General features: G+C 70.2%; 23 protein-coding genes. 12 read left to right on the top strand and 11 right to left on the bottom strand.

The window, feature by feature from the left end; all coding sequences use genetic code 11:
- Positions 1 to 23 precede the first annotated feature (23 nt).
- Positions 24 to 1541 carry a YibE/F family protein gene (locus ACH4ZX_RS11535; RefSeq protein ID WP_398271065.1) on the top strand — a complete coding sequence of 506 codons (1518 nt, stop codon included), beginning with the start codon at positions 24 to 26 and terminating at the stop codon, positions 1539 to 1541.
- Between the two features lie 194 nt (positions 1542 to 1735).
- Here the strand turns inward: ACH4ZX_RS11535 and ACH4ZX_RS11530 are convergent, their stop codons facing one another.
- From ACH4ZX_RS11530 to ACH4ZX_RS11515, 4 genes are all read right to left on the bottom strand, one after another.
- Positions 1736 to 2170: an SsgA family sporulation/cell division regulator gene (locus tag ACH4ZX_RS11530; protein ID WP_324790134.1), complete on the bottom strand. Its 435-nt coding sequence runs from the start codon at positions 2168 to 2170 to the stop codon at positions 1736 to 1738.
- Between the two features lie 98 nt (positions 2171 to 2268).
- The gene (locus ACH4ZX_RS11525; protein ID WP_398271061.1) at positions 2269 to 3060 is read right to left on the bottom strand and encodes an IclR family transcriptional regulator; all 792 of its coding nucleotides are present in this window, start codon (positions 3058 to 3060) and stop codon (positions 2269 to 2271) included.
- A gap of 507 nt (positions 3061 to 3567) precedes the next feature.
- Entirely contained in the window at positions 3568 to 3780 is a 213-nt protein-coding gene (locus tag ACH4ZX_RS11520; protein ID WP_324790132.1) for a DUF5326 family protein, read from the bottom strand.
- Positions 3781 to 4011: 231 nt separating this feature from the next.
- Positions 4012 to 4329: a cupin domain-containing protein gene (locus ACH4ZX_RS11515; RefSeq protein ID WP_360753957.1), complete on the bottom strand. Its 318-nt coding sequence runs from the start codon at positions 4327 to 4329 to the stop codon at positions 4012 to 4014.
- A 59-nt stretch (positions 4330 to 4388) separates the two neighbouring features.
- On the opposite strand from ACH4ZX_RS11515, the gene ACH4ZX_RS11510 reads away from it, so the two are divergent.
- The 7 genes from ACH4ZX_RS11510 (at position 4389) to ACH4ZX_RS11480 (ending at position 9683) form a co-directional block, all read left to right on the top strand.
- Positions 4389 to 4766, top strand: coding sequence for a phage holin family protein (locus ACH4ZX_RS11510; RefSeq protein WP_360753826.1), 378 nt, complete (start codon positions 4389 to 4391; stop codon positions 4764 to 4766).
- Positions 4767 to 4773: 7 nt separating this feature from the next.
- Positions 4774 to 5316 (top strand): low molecular weight protein-tyrosine-phosphatase, encoded by a 543-nt coding sequence (locus ACH4ZX_RS11505; protein WP_398271056.1) that lies wholly within the window; start codon positions 4774 to 4776, stop codon positions 5314 to 5316.
- Positions 5313 to 6461 (top strand): cystathionine gamma-lyase, encoded by a 1149-nt coding sequence (locus ACH4ZX_RS11500; protein ID WP_398271053.1) that lies wholly within the window; start codon positions 5313 to 5315, stop codon positions 6459 to 6461. Before ACH4ZX_RS11505 ends, ACH4ZX_RS11500 begins: the two co-directional genes overlap by 4 nt.
- Positions 6462 to 6723: 262 nt before the next feature.
- Entirely contained in the window at positions 6724 to 7629 is a 906-nt protein-coding gene (locus tag ACH4ZX_RS11495) for a LysR family transcriptional regulator (RefSeq protein ID WP_398271050.1), read from the top strand.
- Positions 7630 to 7716: 87 nt separating this feature from the next.
- Entirely contained in the window at positions 7717 to 8199 is a 483-nt protein-coding gene (locus ACH4ZX_RS11490; RefSeq protein WP_324790126.1) for an NUDIX hydrolase, read from the top strand.
- A 120-nt stretch (positions 8200 to 8319) separates the two neighbouring features.
- Complete coding sequence (locus ACH4ZX_RS11485) at positions 8320 to 9186, top strand: GNAT family N-acetyltransferase (protein WP_398271046.1); 867 nt, start codon at positions 8320 to 8322, stop codon at positions 9184 to 9186.
- A 44-nt stretch (positions 9187 to 9230) separates the two neighbouring features.
- Positions 9231 to 9683 carry a GNAT family N-acetyltransferase gene (locus ACH4ZX_RS11480; RefSeq protein WP_398271043.1) on the top strand — a complete coding sequence of 151 codons (453 nt, stop codon included), beginning with the start codon at positions 9231 to 9233 and terminating at the stop codon, positions 9681 to 9683.
- Between the two features lie 90 nt (positions 9684 to 9773).
- Here the strand turns inward: ACH4ZX_RS11480 and ACH4ZX_RS11475 are convergent, their stop codons facing one another.
- Positions 9774 to 11159 (bottom strand): serine hydrolase domain-containing protein, encoded by a 1386-nt coding sequence (locus ACH4ZX_RS11475; RefSeq protein ID WP_398271040.1) that lies wholly within the window; start codon positions 11157 to 11159, stop codon positions 9774 to 9776.
- Between the two features lie 73 nt (positions 11160 to 11232).
- Positions 11233 to 12711: a replicative DNA helicase gene (gene dnaB / locus ACH4ZX_RS11470; protein ID WP_324790121.1), complete on the bottom strand. Its 1479-nt coding sequence runs from the start codon at positions 12709 to 12711 to the stop codon at positions 11233 to 11235.
- 459 nt (positions 12712 to 13170) lie between these two features.
- On the opposite strand from dnaB, the gene ACH4ZX_RS11465 reads away from it, so the two are divergent.
- Positions 13171 to 14508, top strand: coding sequence for an MATE family efflux transporter (locus tag ACH4ZX_RS11465; protein ID WP_398271036.1), 1338 nt, complete (start codon positions 13171 to 13173; stop codon positions 14506 to 14508).
- 173 nt (positions 14509 to 14681) lie between these two features.
- Here the strand turns inward: ACH4ZX_RS11465 and rplI are convergent, their stop codons facing one another.
- From rplI to rpsF, 4 genes are all read right to left on the bottom strand, one after another.
- Positions 14682 to 15128, bottom strand: coding sequence for a 50S ribosomal protein L9 (rplI, locus tag ACH4ZX_RS11460; protein WP_159534618.1), 447 nt, complete (start codon positions 15126 to 15128; stop codon positions 14682 to 14684).
- 18 nt (positions 15129 to 15146) lie between these two features.
- Entirely contained in the window at positions 15147 to 15383 is a 237-nt protein-coding gene (rpsR, locus tag ACH4ZX_RS11455) for a 30S ribosomal protein S18 (protein ID WP_003949403.1), read from the bottom strand.
- A gap of 57 nt (positions 15384 to 15440) precedes the next feature.
- A complete protein-coding gene (locus tag ACH4ZX_RS11450) occupies positions 15441 to 16019 on the bottom strand; it encodes a single-stranded DNA-binding protein (protein ID WP_324790119.1) in 579 nt (192 codons plus the stop codon).
- Positions 16020 to 16097: 78 nt separating this feature from the next.
- Complete coding sequence (rpsF, locus tag ACH4ZX_RS11445) at positions 16098 to 16388, bottom strand: 30S ribosomal protein S6 (RefSeq protein ID WP_004950685.1); 291 nt, start codon at positions 16386 to 16388, stop codon at positions 16098 to 16100.
- A gap of 263 nt (positions 16389 to 16651) precedes the next feature.
- On the opposite strand from rpsF, the gene ACH4ZX_RS11440 reads away from it, so the two are divergent.
- From ACH4ZX_RS11440 to ACH4ZX_RS11430, 3 genes are all read left to right on the top strand, one after another.
- Positions 16652 to 16966, top strand: a complete 315-nt coding sequence (locus ACH4ZX_RS11440; protein WP_398271032.1) for a hypothetical protein — start codon at positions 16652 to 16654, stop codon at positions 16964 to 16966.
- 177 nt (positions 16967 to 17143) lie between these two features.
- On the top strand, positions 17144 to 18265 hold the full coding sequence (gene femX / locus ACH4ZX_RS11435; RefSeq protein WP_351887449.1) for a peptidoglycan bridge formation glycyltransferase FemX: 1122 nt from the start codon (positions 17144 to 17146) through the stop codon (positions 18263 to 18265).
- Between the two features lie 65 nt (positions 18266 to 18330).
- Positions 18331 to 19362 carry an alanine racemase gene (locus ACH4ZX_RS11430; RefSeq protein ID WP_324790116.1) on the top strand — a complete coding sequence of 344 codons (1032 nt, stop codon included), beginning with the start codon at positions 18331 to 18333 and terminating at the stop codon, positions 19360 to 19362.
- A gap of 90 nt (positions 19363 to 19452) precedes the next feature.
- Here the strand turns inward: ACH4ZX_RS11430 and ACH4ZX_RS11425 are convergent, their stop codons facing one another.
- A complete protein-coding gene (locus ACH4ZX_RS11425; RefSeq protein ID WP_398271028.1) occupies positions 19453 to 20961 on the bottom strand; it encodes a glycosyltransferase family 87 protein in 1509 nt (502 codons plus the stop codon).
- Positions 20962 to 21058 lie beyond the last annotated feature (97 nt).

Below are 21058 nucleotides of genomic sequence, written 5' to 3'. Positions count from 1 at the left end.
GCCGTCCTTGCGATGATCGGGCGGTGACCACGACACCGCAGTACCCGTTTCCGCCACCCGATCCGCCACCTGGTCCGCCATCGCCGTCACCCGGGCCGTCACCCGGGCCGCCGCACCGACACGACGGCGATCACGGCCGTGGAGACGGCCCCGATCATGGCCACGGGCATGGGCATGGGCACGATCAGGGGCAGGGGCAGGGGCAGGGGCACGGCCACGGGTCAGGGGTCGGAGGCGGACACGGTCACTCGCACAGCCACGGCCCCGCCGCGCCCGTCTCCCGGCACCTGCGCAAGGTCATCGCCGCGGTCCTGATTCCCTTCGCCGCGGCCGTGCTGGTCGGGCTCGCGGTGCTGTGGCCCGGCGGCGCACCGTCGCACGAGCGCACCGGCGTCGGCTTCGACCGGCAGACCCAGCAGGCGACGGTCGTCCAGGTGATGAACGTGAGCTGCAAGTCGGTGAACGCCCCGGGCAGCACGCCGACCGGCGACACGTCGACCGCCGAGGGCTCCTCGGCCCAGCAGCAAGCGGACGGCACCTGCCACAAGGCCACCATCCGCGTCGACACCGGCAAGGACAAGGGCCGGACGTTCACCGAGATCGTGCAGCCGGACCAGTCGCGGCAACTGCACCAGGGGCAGAAGGTCGTGGTCGCCTACGAGCCCTCGGCGCCCAGGGAACTGCAGTACGCGGTCACCGACGTCGACCGCAGGTTCCCCATGGCCCTGCTGGCCGGCGTCTTCGCGCTGGCCGTCGTGGTGGTGGGCCGGATGCGGGGCGTCATGGCGCTGATCGCGCTGGCCGTGAGCTTCCTGGTGCTGACCCTCTTCATCCTTCCGGCGATCCTGGAAGGCTCGAATCCGCTGGTCGTGGCGGTGGTCGGGTCCAGTGCCATCATGCTGATCGCCCTGTACATGTGTCACGGCCTGTCGGCCCGTACGTCCGTGGCGGTCCTGGGCACACTGCTCTCGCTGCTGCTGATCGGCGTCCTGGGCTCGGTGTTCATCGGATGGGCCGCGCTCACCGGCAACACGGACGACAACACCGGTCTGATCCACGGCCTGTATCCGTCGATCGACATGAGCGGTCTGCTGCTGGCCGGCGTCATCATCGGCTCCCTCGGTGTCCTCGACGACGTGACGGTCACGCAGACCTCGGCCGTGTGGGAACTGCACGAGGCCAACCCCTCGATGGGCTGGCGCGGGCTGTACCGCGCGGGCATCCGCATCGGCCGCGATCACATCGCGTCGGTCGTCAACACGCTCGTCCTCGCCTACGCGGGCGCCGCGCTGCCGTTGCTGCTGCTCTTCTCCATCGCGCAGAGCAGCGTGGGCACCGTCGCCAACAGCGAGCTGGTCACGGAGGAGATCGTGCGCACACTGGTGGGCTCGATCGGGCTGGTCGCCTCGGTCCCGGTCACCACGGCTCTCGCCGCCCTGGTCGTCTCCGCGGACCGTCGGGGACCGGAGGGGGCGACGGCCGGCGCGGCTCCGGCCCAGGCACGCTCCGGCACGGGGAGGGGCAGGCGCCGCAAGCGCTGAGAACGGGCTCGGGGCCGGACTCGTGGGGCTCCCGGGCCGGCGGTGGCCGCCGAGAGCTGTGAGGTCCACGAGCCGGCGGGACGGGCGACTGTCGCTTCCCCGACACTCGGTCAGGAGAAGCGTTCCTGCACAGTGTCCTGGCCCATGTCGGAGCGTTCCGCCGACTCGGTGCGCCGTGCCTCCGCCGTAGCGCCTCAGCCCGCGCTCTGTTCTGCCAGGATGCGGTCCAGCGCCTCGTCGAGGTGGGCGTCGAAGTCGGCGAGCGAACCTTCCTGGCCGAGCGGCACCAGTTTGTCGGTGCGGTCGAGGAAGGCGATGAGCGGCGCCGTCGACGAGCGGAACAGCGCCTGGTCCCGGCCGACCTGAAGCCGGATCAGGACATCGCTCAGCGACTCCGGGTCGGCGGGCGAGATGCGCACATCGCCGTCACCGCAGGGCCTCCCCACCCCGTCGATCATCAGTTCCCGGCCGAACGCCCAGGTCACCGGGGCATCACCCGGCAGATGGAAGGTCAGCCGCACGGCGTAGGGATCGTACGTCTCGTAACGCAGCTCCACCGGGATGCGGAAGGAGAGCTCCTCGGACACGAGAAAGCTCATCATGACCTCTGCCTGTACGGACTCGCGCATCGCCTACCCCGTCTTGTGACGCCGACTGGCCGGGAATGATCCCCTGACCCTGCAGGCATCTTGCTCAACGTGTACACCAGATCACAAGGAGTGAGTTTTCAGATACTGATAGACCGGCCCAGAGACCTCAGCAACCGGCCCACTTCGCTCTGCAGTTGCTGCGCGGCCGACTCCAGCCGATCGGCCTGATCGCACGGCATCGAGATGGCCATCGTCGCGACGGTCGTGCCCACGGTGAGCGGAACAGCCGCGCAGACCGTGCCGAGGGCGTACTCCTGCCGTTCCGTCACCGGCTGCCTGCGACCGATGCGTTCCAGTCTGCGGAGCAGGGTCTGGTTGTCGCGCACCGTGTACGGGGTGATGGGCTGCACGGGGTAACGCTCGAGGTGGTCGCGACGGGCGTCCTCGTCCAACTGGGCGAGCAGGCACTGGCCGATCGCGTGCGCGTGCCCGGTCTCGCGGAAGTCGGCCCACTCCTCCACCGCCGGATTTTCCGGGCTGTCCGAGACGCCCAGGATCTCGATCTCACCGTCCTGGTAGACGGCGTAGTACACGGGGACGCCGATGGCGTCGTGACAGCGGGCCAGCGCCTCGGCGACCGTGCTGCGACGTTTCTGCTCGGCTCTGCTGCCGCCCAGCCGCTCGGCCGCCTCCCCGAGGAAGAACAGGCCTCTGTCACGGCGCAGATAGCCCTCGTGCACCAGGGTGCGCAGCAGGTGGTAGGCCGTGGGCAGCGCCAGACCGGTCTCGCGGGCCAGTTGCTTGGCGGGGGCTCCCTGCTCGTGCTCGGCGACGCGTTCCAGCAGGCGCAGCGCGCGCTGGACGGACCCGATGAGGGTGCCCGACTGCGACGGCGCGTCGGACGCCGCGGGGTGCGGCGCGACGGGCACCGGGGAGGAGTTCGGTGAGGGGGTCTGTGGGTGAGCCTGTGAGGGGGGCGAGGGAGTCCGTGGGGGCCGAGACGTGGTCCGTGGGGGCTGCGTCGGTGTCCGTGGGGGCTGTGAGGGGGGCCGTCGAGGCTGCGTCGGCGTCCGTGGCAGCTGCGAGGGCGTTCGCGGCGGCGGATGTGCCGTCGAGCGATCCTGCCCGGCGGGGCCCGGCTGTTCCGGGGGCCGGACGCGGTGCGCGGAGGAAGGCACGGCCGGCCGGTCCGCAGCCGGTGATGCGTGGGGGTCATTGAGTGCGGTGTCTGCCGTGGCCAAGGGTCACTCCCGAAGCGCGAGGGGGAGCCCGTGCGGGGGAACACGGGGAGGGGGTGTGCGCCGTTCGCGGGGTGGCCCCGCGTCGAGTTCCGGACTCTAACCGCCCGCCACCGCTTGCGGACCGCCTGCCGGGGAAACTTCCCTCGCGCGAGGGAACCGGTGATTCCTGTTACCGCTCACCGGCTCCCGATGCCCTCACCAGTCGCCGCGCGACGAGGAACTCGACGTGAACTTGCGCACCACGTAGACCAGTCCGCCCACCAGCGCCACGAAGACCAGCACCTTGAACAACAGCCCGATGACGAAGCCCACGACGCTGGCTATCAGCCCACCGAACACGACCAGGGCGATGACCGGCACCGCTACCCACTTCACCCACCACGGCAGTCCCGCGAAGATCTCTCCCATCGCCCCTGTCCTTGCCTCTCCGCCCACTGCCTCGAGCAGGGGGCGATCCGATGTCCTGCTCTCGATGCTAGGACGGACGGGGGTCCCGGCGGGGGGCTCGCGCCCCTTGTCCTCCCCTGACTGATCCCCTAGGGAACCCCGAGACGACGGGTCGGCCTGCCGGAGGGTCAGCTCTCCGGAGGACCGGCTTTCCGACGGGTCAGGTCTCCGGCGGGCCGGCTTTCCGGCCGGTCAGCTCTCCGGCGGGGAGAACACCACGAGCACCCGCAGGTCCTCGCTGATGTGGTGGAACTTGTGGGCGACTCCGGCCGGCACGTACACCACGCTGCCGCGCGCCACCTCCGTGGTCTCCAGGCCGACGGTGATCGAGGCGCGGCCGCTCACCACGAAGTAGACCTCGTCCTGGCGGTGCGGCTGCTGTGGATCGTGCTCGCCCGCGTTGAGCGCGTACAGGCCGACCGACATGTTCCGCTCACGAAGAAACTGCAGGTAGGCGCCCTCGTTGGCGGCGCGCTCCGCCTCCAGTTCGTCCAGTCGGAATGCCTTCATCGCCCTTGCCGTCCTCATCACGCTGCTCGTATTCGATCCTGTCTGCCACGATCAGACACATGAAGAATTTCGTAGTCAAGACGATCGCCAACGCGGGTGCCCTGGCGGTCGCCGTCTGGCTGCTCGACAAGATCACCCTCACGGGGGACAGCACAGGCAAGAAGGCCGGCACCCTGATAGTGGTAGCGCTGCTCTTCGGCCTGGTGAACTGGCTGGTCAAGCCGGTGGTCAACCTTCTCAGCCTGCCCCTGCTCATCCTGACGCTCGGCCTGTTCACCCTGATCGTCAACGCTCTGATGCTGCTGCTGACCTCGTGGCTGGCCGACGGGCTCGACCTCAGCTTCCACGTCGAGGGCTTCTGGACCGCCGTCCTCGGCGGCCTGATCATCTCGATCGTCTCCTGGGCGCTCCACGTCGTCCTGCCCGACGAGGACTGAGCGTGCGATGACCTACCGCGTCTGCTTCGTCTGCACCGGCAACATCTGCCGCTCCCCGATGGCCGAGGCCGTCTTCCGTGCCCGCCTGGCCGAGGCCGGACTCGACGGCCTGGTCGAGGCCGAGAGCGCCGGGACCGGCGGTTGGCACGTGGGCGAGGGTGCCGACCCGCGCGCCGCCGCCGTCCTCGAGGACAACGGTTACGCGAACGAGCACACCGCCCGGCAGTTCCAGCCGTCCTGGTTCGACCAGCTCGACCTCGTCGTCGCCCTCGACTCCGGCCACCTCACGGCCCTGCGCCGCCTCGCGTCCACTCCGGAGGACGCGGCGAAGGTGCGGCTGCTGCGCGCGTACACCCGCCCCTCGCCCGGCCTCCAGCCCGCGACGAGTGGATCGCCCGCGCCTTCCGACGAGGCCGGCGACGACCTCGACGTGCCCGACCCGTACTACGGGGGCAGGGACGACTTCGAGGAGTGCCTGGAGATGGTGGAGACGGCGTGCGAGGGCCTGCTCGCCGCGGTGCGCGAGCACCTGGAAGGACGGGCGGCATGAACGGCTCCGGCACGGGCGCGGCCGGCGGCGGAGAGGGCACGCGCGCGGTGCGGGCCGGGCTGCCCCAGCCGGTGAAGTACGAGCCGACCCTGCCCGGTCCGGTGTTCGCCGCCCACTTCCATCTGCCGGGCGACCCGACCGGCCCGTACACCTACGGCCGTGACGAGAACCCGACCTGGACGCTGCTGGAGCGTGCTGTCGGCGAGTTGGAGGCGCCCGGCCAGGACGGGGTGGAGACACTCGCGTTCGCCTCCGGGATGGCCGCGATCTCGTCGGTGCTGTTCTCCCAACTGCGCGCCGGGGACACAGTCGTCCTGCCCAGCGACGGCTACCAGGCGCTGCCCCTGGTGCGCGCCCAGCTGGAGGCGTACGGCATCGACGTGCGCACCGCGCCGACCGGGAACGACGCCCAGCTCGACGTCCTCGACGGCGCGCGGCTGGTGTGGCTCGAGACCCCCTCCAACCCCGGGCTCGACGTGTGCGACGTCCGGCGCCTGGCCGAGGCCGCACACGCGCGTGGCGCCCTGGTCGCGGTCGACAACACGCTCGCGACGCCGCTGGGGCAGCGCCCGCTGGAACTCGGCGCCGACTTCTCGGTGGCCAGCGGCACCAAGCAGCTCACCGGGCACGGGGACGTGCTGCTGGGTTACGTCGTCGGGCGCGACACCGAGGCCATGACCGCGGTCCGGCGCTGGCGCAAGATCGTCGGCGCGATCCCGGGGCCCATGGAGACCTGGCTCGCGCACCGTTCGCTCGCCACGCTCCAGCTGCGGGTGGACCGGCAGTGCGCCACGGCTCTGGCGGTCGGCGAGGCCCTGCGGGGGCAGCCGGAGGTGAGCGGGCTGCGCTATCCCGGGCTGCCCGGTGATCCCTCGCACGCCGTCGCCTCCCGTCAGATGCGCCGCTACGGGTGCGTGGTCTCCTTCACGCTGCCCACGCGTGCGCGGGCCGAGCGGTTCCTGCAGGAGCTCCGGCTCGTGGACGAGGCGACGAGCTTCGGCGGGGTACGGTCCACGGCCGAGCGGCGCGGACGCTGGGGCGGGGACGCGGTACCGGAGGGGTTCATCCGCCTGTCGGTCGGGGCCGAGGACCCGGAGGATCTGGTGGCGGACGTGCTTCGCGCGGTGCGGGAATCGGCGACGTGAACGCGGTCCCGGAGCCCCACCGGCATCCCGGCGTGGCGTCCGCTGCGGGCGGCAGGCGGCAGGCGGCAGGCGGCGGACGGTCCGAGCCTCCCCCCTCGTGGCTCGGACCGCCCTCGGTTCCGCGCGCGAAGAACCGCGCGAACAAGGCTAGTTGACTCTGTGTCAGTGTCCAATCACCGTAGCGACAGAGACCTATCGACATATTTATAGTTGGGCCCTGCCTCGGGGCCGGGAGAAGGGCAGGGAAAGAGGAGGACAGGCCATGGATCTGGCCTTGCTGCGCACCTTCGTGACCGTGCACCGGGCCGGCTCCTTCACCCGCGCCGCCGCGCTGCTCGGTCTGTCGCAGCCGGCCGTGACTTCGCAGATCCGCACCCTCGAACGGCAGTTGGGCCGTCCCCTGTTCCTGCGGCAGGCCCGCGGAGTGACGCCGACGACCATCGGCGACGAACTCGCGCACAAGGCGGCTCCGCATCTCGACGCCCTGGTCGAGATCGCCGAGACCGGACTCGACGACGAGTCCTCCTTGCGCAGCCTGCACCTCGCCGGGCCGCCCGAGTTCACCGCCGAGCGCGCGCTGCCCGCCCTCACGGAACTGACCGGGGAGGACGGCCAGGGATTCGCGTTGCGCTCCTCCTTCGGGCCCGCCGAGGAAGTCCTGGAAGGGCTGGCCGCCGGGCATCACGATCTGGCCATCGGCACGGCCCGCCCGCGCGGGGCGCTGCTCACGGCGACTGCGCTGTGCGACGAGGAGCACGTCCTGGTCGCCGCCCCGGGCCGGGCCGAGCAGACAGGCGCCGAGGCAGCCCGCCACGCCGGGGCGCCCGCGCTGAAGGACATTCCCGTGATCGAGGTGCACGAGTCACTGCCCTTCGTCTCCCGCTACTGGGCCTCCGTCTTCGACTCCCGTCCCGCCGCTCCCGGCACGATCATCGTCCCCGATCTGCGCGCGGTCCTCGCCTGCGCCGTCGCGGGCGCGGGGCTGGCAGTGCTGCCCCGCTATCTGTGCGAGGCGGCTCTGGAGCGCGGTGACGTCGTCGCCCTGCACGAGCCGGCCGTGCCTCCGCTGCGGACCTACTTCCTGGTGGTCCGGACGGGCACGCTGGCGATGCCGCACATCGCACGGGCCCACGAATGGCTGCTGCGGGCCGCGGCGGACTGGTGCTGAGCAGAGCCGCTCGGTCGTCACCGGGCGGGCTCGTCCGGTGACGATATGCGATGTTTCACGTGGAACGATACGGGCCACATTCCTCCCATGACCGTCCGACCCGTGGTCAAGCGCACCGCCCGTGCCGTCCTGCTGGACGGCGACGACCTGATCCTGATCAAGCGCACCAAGCCCGGCGTGGACCCCTACTGGGTCACTCCCGGAGGCGGGGTGGAGCCCGGGGACACGACCGTCGTCGACGCCCTGCACCGCGAGGTGTACGAGGAACTCGGCGCCAAGATCACCGACGTGGTGCCCTGCTTCGTCGACACCGTCGAGCACATCGGCGAGGACGGCGGCGCGACCGGCGTGAAGGTGCAGCACTTCTTCGTCTGCCGCCTGGAGTCCATGGACACCTCTCTGCGGCACGGCCCGGAGGTGGACGAGCCCGCCGGCGAGTACGAGATCGTCCGCGTGCCGTTCACCCGTGTCGGGATCGCCTCCGTCCATCTCGTCCCGCTGTCGCTGCGACACTATCTGGACGGCAACATCGAGGGCGTACGCGCCATGCACGCGCCTGACCTCGGCTGACGTACCGCCCGCGACCTCGGCCTGCGCCGCCCCGCTGAGCACTCCCGCCGGATCCACCGGCCCGGTGAACGGCGGGAAAGTGGTGGACGCCGAGGGGGCGCGTCGGACAGCCTGGCCCGCGTGCCGACTCCTTCCCTCTCCGCTCTGCCCATCCGCCGGCTGACGCTCCGCGATCTCACCTCCTGCGCCGACCTGTCGGAGGATCGGGGGTGGCCTCGCGAAGAGCACAAGTGGGGCCTCCTCCTCACCGCCGGGAAGGCGTACGGCATCGACGACCCCGGCGGGGGTCTCGTCACCGCCTGCGTCGTCACCGAGTACGGGCCGCAGGACCGTCCGCAGCTGGGCGCCGTCGGCATGGTGCTGGTGGCCCGACGGCATGCCCGGCAAGGCGTGGGCCGCCGGCTGATGAGGCACGTCGTCACCACCATGGGCACCACCCCGCTGACCCTGCATGCGACCCCGAACGGCCGCCCCCTGTACGAGGAACTCGGCTTCGAGGTCACCGGCCGGGCCGAGATGCTGTGCGGGCGCTTCACGCCCGACGGGCCGGTGCCCGAGGTCACCACCCGCGCCGCCACCGCCGAGGACCTCACCGCGATCCTGCGGCTCGACGCAGAGGTGTTCGGCGTCGACCGCACGCACCTCATCACGCGCCTGCCGGCCTTCGCCGACCAGATCCGGGTGGCCGAGGAGAACGGACGGCTCATCGGGTACGCGGCCGCCTGGCCCAACATGGACACCCATGTCGTCGGACCGCTGATCGCCCGCGACACCGAGACGGCCGCGGCACTCGTCGCCTCCCTCGCCGCGCACACCGACCGCCCCCTGCGCACCGACATCGACGTACGGCACGAGGCCTTGCTGGCATGGGTGAGGGCGCGGGGGCTGGCGTCCGTCGCCTTCAACGCGGTCATGACCCACGGCATCCCGGACCTGCCAGGTGACTGGACCCGGCGCTTCGCTCCACTGACGGTGGCGGCGGGCTGAGCCGTGCCCGGCCGCCGTCAGCGCACCCGCATAGGGTGCTGCATATGGGAGACCTTGCGATACGGCCCGCCACGGCGGACGACGTGCCCGCGATCGTCGCGATGCTGGCCGACGACCCTCTGGGCGCCCGGCGTGAGTCGCCGGACGACCTGAGCCCGTACCTGGCGGCCCTCGACCGCCTCACGTCCGACCCGCACCAGCATCTGGTCGTCGCCGAACGCGAGGGCCGGGTCGTCGGCACCCTCCAGCTCACGATCGTTCCGGGACTGTCCCGGCGCGGCGCCACCCGGTCGATCATCGAAGCGGTGCGCATCCACGCCGACGAACGGGGCAGCGGACTGGGCACCCGGCTCATCGAGTGGGCGATCGACCGATCCCGCCGCCTGGACTGTCAGTTGGTGCAGCTGACGTCGGACAGGACACGCACCGACGCCCACCGCTTCTACGAGCGACTGGGATTCGAGCCCTCCCATCTGGGCTTCAAGCTCCAGCTCTGAACCCGCACCGAAACGGACGGGGCGTCTTGTTTCACGTGAAACAGGACGCCCCCTCATGTGCCACACCGGTTTCCCCGGGGCGGATCACCGTCAGCTGATGCCCCGCCACCCGTCCGGGTCCACTCCGCCGGGCACGGAAGCCTCCTCGTCGTACGGCCGGCGCGTGAACACGAACGACCCGAGGTCCAGATGATCCACGGTCCCGTCCGGGCGCCGCACAGGCCTGAGGAGTTCACCGGCGTAGTAGCCGTCGAGCCCGGTCCACGTCCCGTCACCGTTCGCCCGGAAACGTGAGCGGCGGCCTCTCTCGGACAGCGGTTCCAGCGAGGCACCCCCGTCGGCCGTCAGCCGCAGGGCGAACGACTGCGTCCCCCAGTACCAGGGTCTCGCCAGCTCCAGCACCGCCGGGTCGACCTCCGACAACGGCCGCCACGGCTCCGGAATGCGCGGCTCGGCCTGTGCGACGATGGCCACGAGATCGGCGCCGAGCTCCGACAGATGAGGGCCGGACGTGCAGTTGGCCAGCACGACCGCCGCGACGTCGTCCTCCACGCTGATGGTGAGGTTCGCCAGGAAGCCCGGCAGCGAACCGGAGTGCCCGACGAGCAGCCGGCCGTCCCGGTGCTGGATCTGCAGCCCGAGCCCGTAGGAAACACCGTCCACCACGTCCGCGGGTTCCGGCGGGGCCGCGGGAGTCCGCATCTCCCGTACCGTCTCCTCGCTCAGCACCCGGTCGTCGCCGCGCGCCAGGAAGACGGCGAACCGCGCCAGGTCACCGGTGGTCGACCACAGTTGTCCCGCGGGCGCCATCCGTCCGAGGTTCTGGGAAGGCTCCGGCAGCAGGGCGTCGGCCCAGGGATGGACGGCCCAGCCCCCCGCGTGCGGAGACCTCGGTTGCACGGTCGTACGGTCCAGTCCCAGGGGCTCGAGCACTTCACTCCGTAGCACCTTCTCCCACGGAGCCCCCCGCAGCTTCTCGACGAGCGTGCCCAGCACGGTGTAGCCGGGATTGGAGTAGTGGAAGCGGCGGCCCACCGGGTGCAGCAGGGGCTGTTCGCCGAGGACGTCGGCGAGTTCGGGACGCAGCGACCCCGGGGTGCGCTCCCACCACGGGGCGGGCGACTCCGCGGCCAGTCCGCCGGTGTGGGCGAGGAGATCCGCGATCGTGGCCTCCCCCGCCCCCGTGCCGGGCAGATGCTTCTCCAGCGGATCGCCGAGGCCGAGCAGGCCCTCGTCCCGCAGCCGCAGCACCAGAACGGCTGTGAAGGTCTTCGTGATCGAGCCGATGCGGTACTGCACGTCCTCGTCGGGACCGTGCCCCTCCACCGAGGTCCGCGCGCCGTGCCATACGGCTCTCCCGTCCCGGACCACTGCCGCAACCAGCGAGGGCGCGCGCCCCTCGGCCTGGGCCACGGCGATCCGGTGCACAAGTGCCCGGCGCGTGCCGGGGAGCAGGTCGAACTCAGGTGTCGTCATGCCCCCAGTCCATCCCGCGGGACACTCGGCCGTCGACCTCATTGTCTCCGGGCACTCCCGTGGCGCGGACGGATCAGGTCTGTGCCATGTCCACGAACCGCGAGTAGTGGCCCTGGAAGGCGACCGTGATCGTCGCCGTCGGGCCGTTACGGTGCTTGGCCACGATCAGGTCGGCCTCGCCCGCGCGCGGCGACTCCTTCTCGTAGGCGTCCTCGCGGTGCAGCAGGATCACCATGTCGGCGTCCTGCTCGATGGATCCGGACTCACGCAGGTCGGAGACCATCGGCTTCTTGTCGGTGCGCTGCTCGGGACCACGGTTGAGCTGCGAGAGCGCGATCACCGGGATCTCCAGCTCCTTGGCGAGCAGCTTGAGGTTACGGGACATGTCCGAGACCTCCTGCTGACGGCTCTCGGCGCGCTTGGAGCCGCCGGACTGCATCAGCTGCAGGTAGTCGATGACGACGAGCCTGATGTCGTTGCGCTGCTTCAGGCGGCGGCACTTGGCGCGGATCTCCATCATCGACAGGTTCGGCGAGTCGTCGATGAAGAGCGGGGCCGCGGAGACGTCGGGCATGCGGCGGGCCAGACGGGTCCAGTCCTCGTCGGTCATCGTGCCGGAGCGCATGTGGTGCAGGGCGACGCGGGCCTCTGCGGACAGCAGACGCATCGCGATCTCGTTGCGGCCCATCTCGAGGGAGAAGATGACGCTCGGCAGGTTGTGCTTGATCGACGCGGCCCGCGCGAAGTCCAGCGCGAGGGTGGACTTGCCCATGGCGGGACGGGCGGCGATGACGATCATCTGGCCCGGGTGCAGGCCGTTGGTGAGCGAGTCGAAGTCGGTGAAGCCCGTGGGCACGCCGGTCATCTCGCCGCTGCGGGAGCCGATCGCCTCGATCTCGTCGAGCGCGCCCTCCATGATGTCGCCGAGCGGGAGGTAGTCCTCGCTGGTGCGCTGCTCGGTGACCGCGTAGATCTCGGCCTGGGCGCGGTTGACGATCTCGTCGACGTCGTCGTCGGCCGCGTATCCCATCTGGGTGATGCGGGTGCCCGCCTCGACCAGGCGGCGCAGCACGGCACGCTCGTGGACGATCTCCGCGTAGTACTCGGCGTTCGCCGCGGTCGGCACCGTCTGGACGAGGGTGTGCAGGTACGAGGCGCCGCCGACCTTGTTGATCTCGCCGCGCTTGGTGAGCTCGGCGGCGATCGTGATCGGGTCGGCCGGCTCACCCTTGGCATAGATGTCGAGGATCGCCTGGAAGATCGTCTCGTGGGCGGGCTTGTAGAAGTCGTGGCCCTTGAGGATCTCGACGACGTCCGCGATGGCGTCCTTCGACAGGAGCATGCCGCCGAGGACGGACTGCTCGGCGTCGAGGTCCTGGGGCGGGACCCGCTCGAAGGACGCACCGCCACCGTCCCACACACCGTTGTCCCGGCCGCGGTCGTGCTGCTCGTCGCGGCCTCGTCCCCCGTCACCACGCCGGCGGGAGGCGGGCAGACGATCACTGGGACCGCTGTCGGCCCACGGATCGTCCAAGGGCTCGGAAATGCTCACCGAGCCACCTCCTCCCGTCCGCGGAGCGGACCTCGCCGTGCCCCTCATTTCTACGGCACGGCACTGACAACTGAAGCGCCCAACTCCGGTTCTGAGACGTCGGTTTTGTGTCGGTATCACGGCCGACGAAGGGAGCGGGCGCCGGACCACGGTAGGCCCGCGGGCACCGTCAGCCAATCTGGTTATCCACAGGGCATGTGGACGACGGCCCGGATGCTGTGGACAACTCCGCGAAACCTGTGCACGACCCGGTGGACAGGCCTGTGAACAAGGTTCCCACTCTTTCCCCACCAGAGAGCTGACCTGCACGTTTCCCGTCCACCGGCTGTGCAGAACAAAAACTTCTCCGCTCGGGCCGAGATCGCTGCGAACGGTGTACGAAAGAGCACACGCCGAGATGGCCAGTAAGGGACGCATAGGCTTTACATCTCTTACCTGTGGACGATTAGATTGGTGCTCATGACACAGGCTCCCGCGCCCTCCCGCACCACCCGGCGACTGCACGACCGAGAGATCGTCGCGCTGGCCGTGCCTGCCTTCGGCGCGCTGGTGGCCGAGCCGCTGTTCGTCCTGGCCGACAGCGCGATCGTGGGCCACCTGGGGACCGCCCAGCTCGCCGGTCTCGGTGTCGCCTCGGCCCTGCTCACGACAGCGGTGAGCGTCTTCGTCTTCCTCGCCTACGCCACCACCGCGGCCGTCGCCCGGCGGGTCGGTGCCGGCGACCTCAACGCCGCGATCCGCCAGGGCATGGACGGCATCTGGCTGGCGCTCCTGATCGGCATCACCGTGATCGCCGTAGTACTGCCCACGGCACCGGTCCTGGTGGACGTCTTCGGCGCCTCCGACACGGCGGCCCCCTATGCGACGACCTATCTGCGCATATCCGCCCTCGGCATCCCGGCCATGCTCGTCGTGCTCGCCGCGACCGGCGTCCTGCGCGGCCTGCAGGACACGAAGACACCGTTGTACGTCGCCGTCGCGGGCTTCGTCGCGAACGCCGTGCTCAATGCGGGCCTCGTCTACGGCGCCGGCCTGGGAATCGCGGGCTCCGCATGGGGGACCGTCATCGCCCAGTGCGGGATGGCCGCGGTCTATCTCACGGTGGTCGTCCGCGGGGCCCGCGGCCACGGCGCCTCGCTGCGGCCCGACGCCGCGGGGATCAGGGCCTGCGCACAGGCCGGTGCCCCGCTGCTGGTGCGCACGCTGTCCCTGCGGGCGATCCTGATGATCGCCACCGCTGTGGCCGCCCGGCTCGGTGACGCCGACATCGCGGCCCACCAGATCGTCCTGTCCCTGTGGAGCCTGCTCGCCTTCGCCCTCGACGCCATCGCCATAGCCGGGCAGGCCATCATCGGGCGCTACCTCGGAGCCGACGACACCCGAGGCGCACGCCAGGCATGCCGCCGGATGGTGGAGTGGGGCATCGCGGTCGGTGTCGTCCTGGGCGTGCTGGTCGTGATCGCCCGACCGGTCTTCCTGCCCTTGTTCACCAGCGACTCCGTGGTGAAGGACGCGGCTCTCCCCGCCCTGGTGATCGTCGCTCTCTCGCAGCCGGTCTGCGGTGTCGTCTTCGTGCTGGACGGCGTCCTGATGGGCGCCGGCGACGGCCCGTATCTGGCGTGGGCCATGCTGCTCACCCTGGCGGTCTTCACCCCGGCGGCTCTGCTCGTGCCGACGGCGGGCGGCGGACTGACCGCCCTGTGGGCCGCCATGACCCTGATGATGACGGTGCGAATGCTGACCCTGTGGCTGCGCGCCCGGTCGGGCCGCTGGCTCGTGACCGGGGCGACACGCTGAACGTTTCACGTGAAACCTGCCCATTCGCCCGTATCCCGCGGGACGCGTATTCAGGACACGGGCGGGACACAGGCAGGACACGGGCGGGACGTGGCCAGAACGCGGGCGGCATGCGGAAGGGGCCGCACCCAGCGGATGCGGCCCCTTCCCGGCTGTCCAGCCGAACGCGGCACTCAGGCCGCGACCACCTCGATGCTGACCTTGGCGGCAACCTCGGGGTGCAGACGCACGGACGTCTCGTGGGCGCCCAGGGTCTTGATCGGCGCACCGAGCTCGATGCGGCGCTTGTCGACCTCGGGGCCACCGGCAGCCTTGATCGCCGAGGCGATGTCGGCCGGGGTGACGGAACCGAAGAGGCGACCGGCGTCGCCGGAGCGGACCGCCAGACGGACCTTCACGCCCTCGAGCTGGGCCTTGACCTGGTTGGCCTGCTCGATGGTCTGGATCTCGTGGATCTTGCGAGCACGACGGATCTGCTCGACGTCCTTCTCGCCACCCTTGGTCCAGCGGATCGCGAGCTTCCGCGGGACCAGGTAGTTGCGAGCGTAACCGTCCTTGACGTCGACGACGTCGCCCGCGGCACCGAGGCCGGAGACCTCGTGGGTGAGGATGATCTTCATCAGTAGGTCACCCTTCCTTTAGCGCGCGGTGGACGTGTAGGGCAGCAGCGCCATCTCACGGCTGTTCTTGACGGCCGTGGCGACGTCACGCTGGTGCTGCGTGCAGTTGCCGGTCACGCGGCGGGCACGGATCTTGCCGCGGTCGGAAATGAACTTCCGCAGCATGTTCGTGTCCTTGTAGTCCACGTACGTGACCTTGTCCTTGCAGAAAGCGCAGACCTTCTTCTTCGGCTTGCGCACAGGCGGCTTCGCCATGGTGTTTCTCCTGTGTGATCAAGAAGTGTGGGTACGACCCGCCCCTCGGCCCGAGGCCTAGAAGGGGGGTTCGTCCGAGTAGCCGCCACCGCCGCCGCCGGAGTTTCCGCCCCAGCCGCCGCCCTGGTTGCCACCGGCGGGAGCGCCGGTCGCCCACGGGTCGTCGGCGGGAGCTCCGCCGCCCTGCTGACCGCCGCCGGGGCCGCCGCCCCAGCCGCCGCCACCCTGGCCGCCGCCGCCACCGCCGCCGTAACCACCCTGGCCACCCCGGCCGGTGGTCTTGGTGACCTTGGCCGTGGCGTTGCGCAGGCTGGCGCCGACCTCCTCGACGTCCAACTCGTAGACCGTGCGCTTGACGCCCTCACGGTCCTCGTAGGACCGCTGCTTCAGCCGGCCCTGCACGATGACGCGCATGCCTCGCTGGAGCGACTCGGCGACGTTCTCCGCCGCCTGACGCCAGACGGAGCAGGTCAGGAACAGGCTCTCGCCGTCCTTCCACTCGTTCGTCTGACGGTCGAAGGTGCGGGGAGTGGACGCGACACGGAACTTCGCGACCGCCGCACCGGAGGGGGTGAAGCGCAGCTCGGGGTCGTCGACAAGATTGCCGACGACCGTGATGACGGTCTCGCCTGCCATGGGGGAACCTCTCGGCGGGTTTGCTGCTGGCTGCTTGGTGCTGCTACTCGAATCCCGGGATCAGCTGAGCGGAAGGGCTCAGTGGGTCTCGGGACGGAGGACCTTGGTCCGGAGGACCGACTCGTTCAGGTTCATCTGGCGGTCGAGCTCCTTGACGACCGCAGGCTCGGCCTGCAGGTCGATGACCGAGTAGATGCCCTCGGGCTTCTTCTTGATCTCGTACGCGAGCCGACGACGGCCCCAGGTGTCGACCTTCTCCACCTTTCCGTTGCCCTCACGGACGACGGAGAGGAAGTTCTCGATCAGCGGGGAGACAGCGCGCTCCTCGAGATCGGGGTCGAGGATGACCATCACCTCGTAGTGACGCATGTGGAACCCACCTCCTTTGGACTCAGCGGCCACGGTCGTTCCGTGGCAGGAGGGTTGTGATGCGTACGCAACGGTATAGGCCGCCACTGACAATCGGGGCCCTTCGCGAAAGACCCCGCCGTGACATGGGCAGACACCGTGCAGAAGGTACAGAGTACCTGCAGGGCGGCTTCCGGTTGAAATCCGGCCTCCGGGACCGTCACTCTGTACACATCGGGTGTGTATGGCGCTACGGTGCGCCGTCTTCCGCAGGAGGTGCCCACATGGCACAGGCAATGCGACCCAACACCGTCGGAGGCCTCTTCGCCACGGACGGCAAGCCCCATCCGCTCCAGGACACCCTGCTCGCGGTGACCGGGGTGCTCGGAGTGCTCGCGTTCGTGACGGGCTTCTTCGGCGATCTGCACCTGCTCAGCTCGTGGACCGGCCTGGTCGGCGTCCTCACGGGCGCGTACGGGCAGTGGATCTCGGTGACGACCCGCGAGCGCTTCGGTTTCGTTCTGGGACTCGGCGCCTCCGCGGTCGGGTTCTTCCTCGGCATGGCGCACGGCGGCCTCTTCGGCGGGGTCGTCGGCTGACGCCGCGGACACCGTCCACAGGACATCGCACAGCGCCCTGCGGGCCGCCGAGGCGGCCCGCGGGCCCGGCGCGGCTTCCGTATGCCCAGTCGGGGCGCTCGTAAGGCGCAGTAGGCTTCGCGCGAGAGCCGGAGCCCCTGTACCCATGGGGACACACCAGCCCGAGGAGCGCCCCGAATGAGCCTGACCCTGAGGACGATCAGTCGCGAGCAGCATCTGGCGTACATCCAGAGCCTGCCGTCGGCGAGCCACATGCAGGTTCCGGCCTGGGCTGACGTCAAGGCGGAATGGCGCTCGGAGAATCTCGGCTGGTTCGACGGGAAGACCGGCGAGCTGGTCGGCGTGGGCCTCGTCCTGTACCGGCAGCTGCCGAAGATCAAGCGCTACCTCGCCTATCTGCCCGAGGGCCCGGTCATCAACTGGTTCGCGCCGAATCTCACCGACTGGCTGGAACCGATGCTCGCGCACCTCAAGCAGCAGGGCGCGTTCTCGGTGAAGATGGGCCCGCCGGTGATCATCCGGCGCTGGGAGGCCAACTCCATCAAGGCCGGCATCCAGGACCCGGACGTGAAGCGTCTGCGCGACATCGAGGCCGACTTCATCGAGCCGCGCGCCTTCGAGGTCGCCGACAAGCTGCGCCGGATGGGCTGGCAGCAGGGCGAGGACGGCGGCGCCGGCTTCGGCGACGTCCAGCCCCGCTACGTCTACCAGGTGCCGCTGGCCAACCGCTCCCTGGAAGAGGTCCACAAGAATTTCAACCAGCTGTGGCGCCGCAACATCAAGAAGGCCGAGAAGGCCGGTGTCGAGGTCGTCCAGGGCGGTTACCAGGACCTGGAGGAGTGGCAGCGGCTGTACGAGATCACGGCGGTGCGCGACCACTTCCGGCCCCGTCCGCTGTCGTACTTCCAGCGCATGTGGACGGCCCTCAACACCGAGGACCCCAACCGCATGCGGCTGTACTTCGCCCGGCACAACGGCGTGAACCTGTCGGCCGCGACGATGCTGATCGTCGGCGGGCACGTCTGGTACTCCTACGGCGCCTCCGACAACATCGGCCGTGAGGTCCGGCCCTCGAACGCGATGCAGTGGCGGATGCTGCGCGACGCCTACGCGCTGGGCGCGACCGTCTACGACCTGCGGGGCATCTCCGACTCGCTGGACGAGTCCGACCACCTCTTCGGCCTGATCCAGTTCAAGGTGGGCACGGGCGGGCAGGCCGCCGAGTACCTCGGCGAGTGGGACTTCCCGCTGAACAAGCTGCTCCACAAGGCGCTCGACATCTACATGTCGCGCCGCTGACGTCACGTTCAGTGATTCCATACCTCTGACACACCGCAGCCACGAGAAAGGTTCCAGGTCCGGCCATGGCGCTCACGCTCTACGTCGACACCGCGCGCTGGCGGGCGCACCACAAGCACGTGCAGGAGCAGTTCCCGGGGCTCGTCCCGGTCTGCAAGGGCAACGGCTACGGCTTCGGGCACGAGCGGCTGGCGGAGGAGGCGACGCGGCTGGGCGCGGACATCCTCGCCGTCGGTACGACGTACGAGGCCGCGCGCATCAAGGACTTCTTCAGCGGGGACCTGCTGGTGCTGACGCCCTACCGGCGCGGCGAGGAGCCCGTCCCGCTGCCCGACCGGGTGGTGCGCTCGGTGTCGTCCGTCGACGGCGTGTACGGCCTGGTGGGGGCCCGCGTGGTGATCGAGGTGATGTCCTCGATGAAGCGCCATGGTGTGAGCGAGCAGGACCTGCCGCAGCTGCACTCCGCCATAGAGAACGTCCGCCTCGAGGGCTTCGCCATCCACCTGCCGCTGGACCGGACCGACGGCTCGGACGCCGTCGAGGAGGTCATCGGCTGGATGGACCGTCTGCGGGCGGCCCGGCTGCCGCTGCACACGATGTTCGTCAGCCATCTGAAGGCGGAGGAGCTGACGCGGCTGCAGCAGCAGTTCCCGCAGACCCGGTTCCGCGCCCGGATCGGCACGCGGCTGTGGCTGGGCGACCACGAGGCAACGGAGTACCGCGGAGCGGTCCTGGACGTCACCCGGGTCGCCAAGGGCGACCGCTTCGGCTACCGGCAGCAGAAGGCGGCATCGGACGGCTTCCTGGTGGTCGTGGCGGGCGGTACCTCGCACGGGGTGGGCCTGGAGGCCCCCAAGGCGCTGCACGGCGTCATGCCGCGTGCCAAGGGCGTCGCCCGGGCCGGCCTAGCGACGGTCAACCGGAACCTTTCCCCGTTCGTCTGGGGCGGCAAGCAGCGCTGGTTCGCCGAGCCGCCGCACATGCAGGTCTCCATCCTGTTCGTGCCCGCGGACGCGCCCGAGCCGAAGGTGGGTGACGAGCTGGTGGCCCATCTGCGGCACACCACCACGCAGTACGACCGGCTCGTGGACGTCTGAGCGACACACCGCCCGCACGGCGAAGGCCGGACCCGGAGGACTTCCGGGTCCGGCCTTCGCCGTGTTCCGCCTTGCCTGTTGCCCGTTCGCTCAGGGCCCGTCCGCCGGGGACGCCGTCCCTCGGGAGCCCCACTCCACGTGCGGCCCGTCGAGATTGGGGACGTGCCCGCGGCGGGCGCGGGCCGCGGCGCCGAGGACGAAGACGTCCTCCGCTCCGTCGAGCTCGCCCCCCGAGGGGTCGTCGTCACCGGAGCGGCGCACCGGGTCCCGTTCCGGCATGAGGATGTCGCGGACCACCACGACGCACAGGTACAGGGTGCCCAGCAGGTGGACGGCGATGGCCCAGTGGTAGCCCTCCTGGGGCAGGCCCTTGTGGGCCTCGCCGCTGGTCGTGTAGGCGAGGTACATCCAGATGCCCAGGTAGTACAGGACCTCGCACGCCTGCCAGACCAGGAAGTCCCGCCATTTCGGCCGCGCCAGCACGGCGAGCGGCACCAGCCACAGGACGTACTGCGGGGAGTAGACCTTGTTGGTGAGGATGAACGCCGCGACGATCAGGAACGCGAGCTGGGCGAAGCGCGGCCGGCGGGGAGCCGTCATGGTGAGCACCGCGATGCCCACGCCGCACAGCAGCACCAGCGCCGTGGCCAGGTTGTTGACCGTGTCGGTGGTCAGCGGGTCGGTCGAGTTCTGGGCCATGATCAGCCAGAAGGACCCGAAGTCCACGCCCCGGTCATGGCTGAACCTGTAGAACTGCACCCAGCCGTCCCAGGCGAACAGCATCACCGGCAGGTTCACCACGAGCCAGGAGACGACCGCCCCGCCCAGGCCCCGGCCGAACTCCCGCCACCTGCCCGAACGCCAGCACAGCAGGAACAGCGGCCACAGCAGGAACACGGGGTACAGCTTGGCGGCCGTGGCGAGCCCCAGGAGGACTCCGAAGGCCAGGGAGCGGCCCCGCGACCACATGAGCATCGCCGCGGCCGTCAGGGCGACCGCCAGCAGGTCCCAGTTGATGGTGGCGGTCAGCGCGAAGGCGGGTGCCAGGGCGAGCAGCAGGCCGTCCCACGGCCGCCGGGCGTGCGTACGGGTCACGCTGACGGCGATGACGGCCGCGCAGACCATCAGCATCCCGGCGTTGACCATCCAGTACCACTGCTCCTGGTCCTGGATGCTGCCGCTGCCCGGCGTGAGCCACGCGGCAACCTCCATGAACACGCCGGTCAGCACCGGGTACTCGAGGTACGGCATGTCGCCGGAGAGCTTGTCGAAGTACGGCACGAGCCCTTCGGCGAAGCCCCGCCCCTGGTACAGGTGCGGGATGTCCGAGTAGCAGGCCTTCGTGTACTGGGAGCTGGCGCCGTAGAACCAGGCGCCGTTGTAGCAGGGCGCCTTCTGGATCAGGCCGAGGGCGAACATGCCGATCGCGACCAGCGCGACGACCCGGACGGGCGTCCACCAGGACGTCCCGAGCAGGGCGCGCCGCCCGAGGGGGCCGCCGATCAGCTCGCTGCCGGAGCGGGCGACCTCGTCCTCCCTGGTCGGCAGCACCGGGTCCGGCTCGTGCGCGCTCGCTTGCGTCGATTCTGCACTGGGCATGCCGCACATCCTGCCGTACGTGCCTGGGAATACGCCGAGGGCCGCCGCACCTGTTCGGGTGCGGCGGCCCTGTTTTGCGTTTCACGTGAAACATGTG

Source organism: Streptomyces sp. NPDC020490 (assembly GCF_044335305.1).
Classification (GTDB): domain Bacteria; phylum Actinomycetota; class Actinomycetes; order Streptomycetales; family Streptomycetaceae; genus Streptomyces.
This window is presented reverse-complemented; position numbering and strand designations above follow the sequence as displayed.

Bases quoted from the DNA above. Each gene is read 5' to 3' on its own strand.
- ACH4ZX_RS11530 (WP_324790134.1), bottom strand. From the start codon at position 2,170: ATGCGCGAGTCCGTACAGGCAGAGGTCATGATGAGCTTTCTCGTGTCC.
- ACH4ZX_RS11520 (WP_324790132.1), bottom strand. From the start codon at position 3,780: ATGGGAGAGATCTTCGCGGGACTGCCGTGGTGGGTGAAGTGGGTAGCG.
- ACH4ZX_RS11515 (WP_360753957.1), bottom strand. From the start codon at position 4,329: ATGAAGGCATTCCGACTGGACGAACTGGAGGCGGAGCGCGCCGCCAAC.
- ACH4ZX_RS11510 (WP_360753826.1), top strand. From the start codon at position 4,389: ATGAAGAATTTCGTAGTCAAGACGATCGCCAACGCGGGTGCCCTGGCG.
- ACH4ZX_RS11505 (WP_398271056.1), top strand. From the start codon at position 4,774: ATGACCTACCGCGTCTGCTTCGTCTGCACCGGCAACATCTGCCGCTCC.
- ACH4ZX_RS11500 (WP_398271053.1), top strand. From the start codon at position 5,313: ATGAACGGCTCCGGCACGGGCGCGGCCGGCGGCGGAGAGGGCACGCGC.
- ACH4ZX_RS11495 (WP_398271050.1), top strand. From the start codon at position 6,724: ATGGATCTGGCCTTGCTGCGCACCTTCGTGACCGTGCACCGGGCCGGC.
- ACH4ZX_RS11490 (WP_324790126.1), top strand. From the start codon at position 7,717: ATGACCGTCCGACCCGTGGTCAAGCGCACCGCCCGTGCCGTCCTGCTG.
- ACH4ZX_RS11480 (WP_398271043.1), top strand. From the start codon at position 9,231: ATGGGAGACCTTGCGATACGGCCCGCCACGGCGGACGACGTGCCCGCG.
- ACH4ZX_RS11475 (WP_398271040.1), bottom strand. From the start codon at position 11,159: ATGACGACACCTGAGTTCGACCTGCTCCCCGGCACGCGCCGGGCACTT.
- ACH4ZX_RS11465 (WP_398271036.1), top strand. From the start codon at position 13,171: ATGACACAGGCTCCCGCGCCCTCCCGCACCACCCGGCGACTGCACGAC.
- rplI (WP_159534618.1), bottom strand. From the start codon at position 15,128: ATGAAGATCATCCTCACCCACGAGGTCTCCGGCCTCGGTGCCGCGGGC.
- rpsR (WP_003949403.1), bottom strand. From the start codon at position 15,383: ATGGCGAAGCCGCCTGTGCGCAAGCCGAAGAAGAAGGTCTGCGCTTTC.
- ACH4ZX_RS11450 (WP_324790119.1), bottom strand. From the start codon at position 16,019: ATGGCAGGCGAGACCGTCATCACGGTCGTCGGCAATCTTGTCGACGAC.
- rpsF (WP_004950685.1), bottom strand. From the start codon at position 16,388: ATGCGTCACTACGAGGTGATGGTCATCCTCGACCCCGATCTCGAGGAG.
- ACH4ZX_RS11440 (WP_398271032.1), top strand. From the start codon at position 16,652: ATGGCACAGGCAATGCGACCCAACACCGTCGGAGGCCTCTTCGCCACG.
- femX (WP_351887449.1), top strand. From the start codon at position 17,144: ATGAGCCTGACCCTGAGGACGATCAGTCGCGAGCAGCATCTGGCGTAC.
- ACH4ZX_RS11430 (WP_324790116.1), top strand. From the start codon at position 18,331: ATGGCGCTCACGCTCTACGTCGACACCGCGCGCTGGCGGGCGCACCAC.
- ACH4ZX_RS11425 (WP_398271028.1), bottom strand. From the start codon at position 20,961: ATGCCCAGTGCAGAATCGACGCAAGCGAGCGCGCACGAGCCGGACCCG.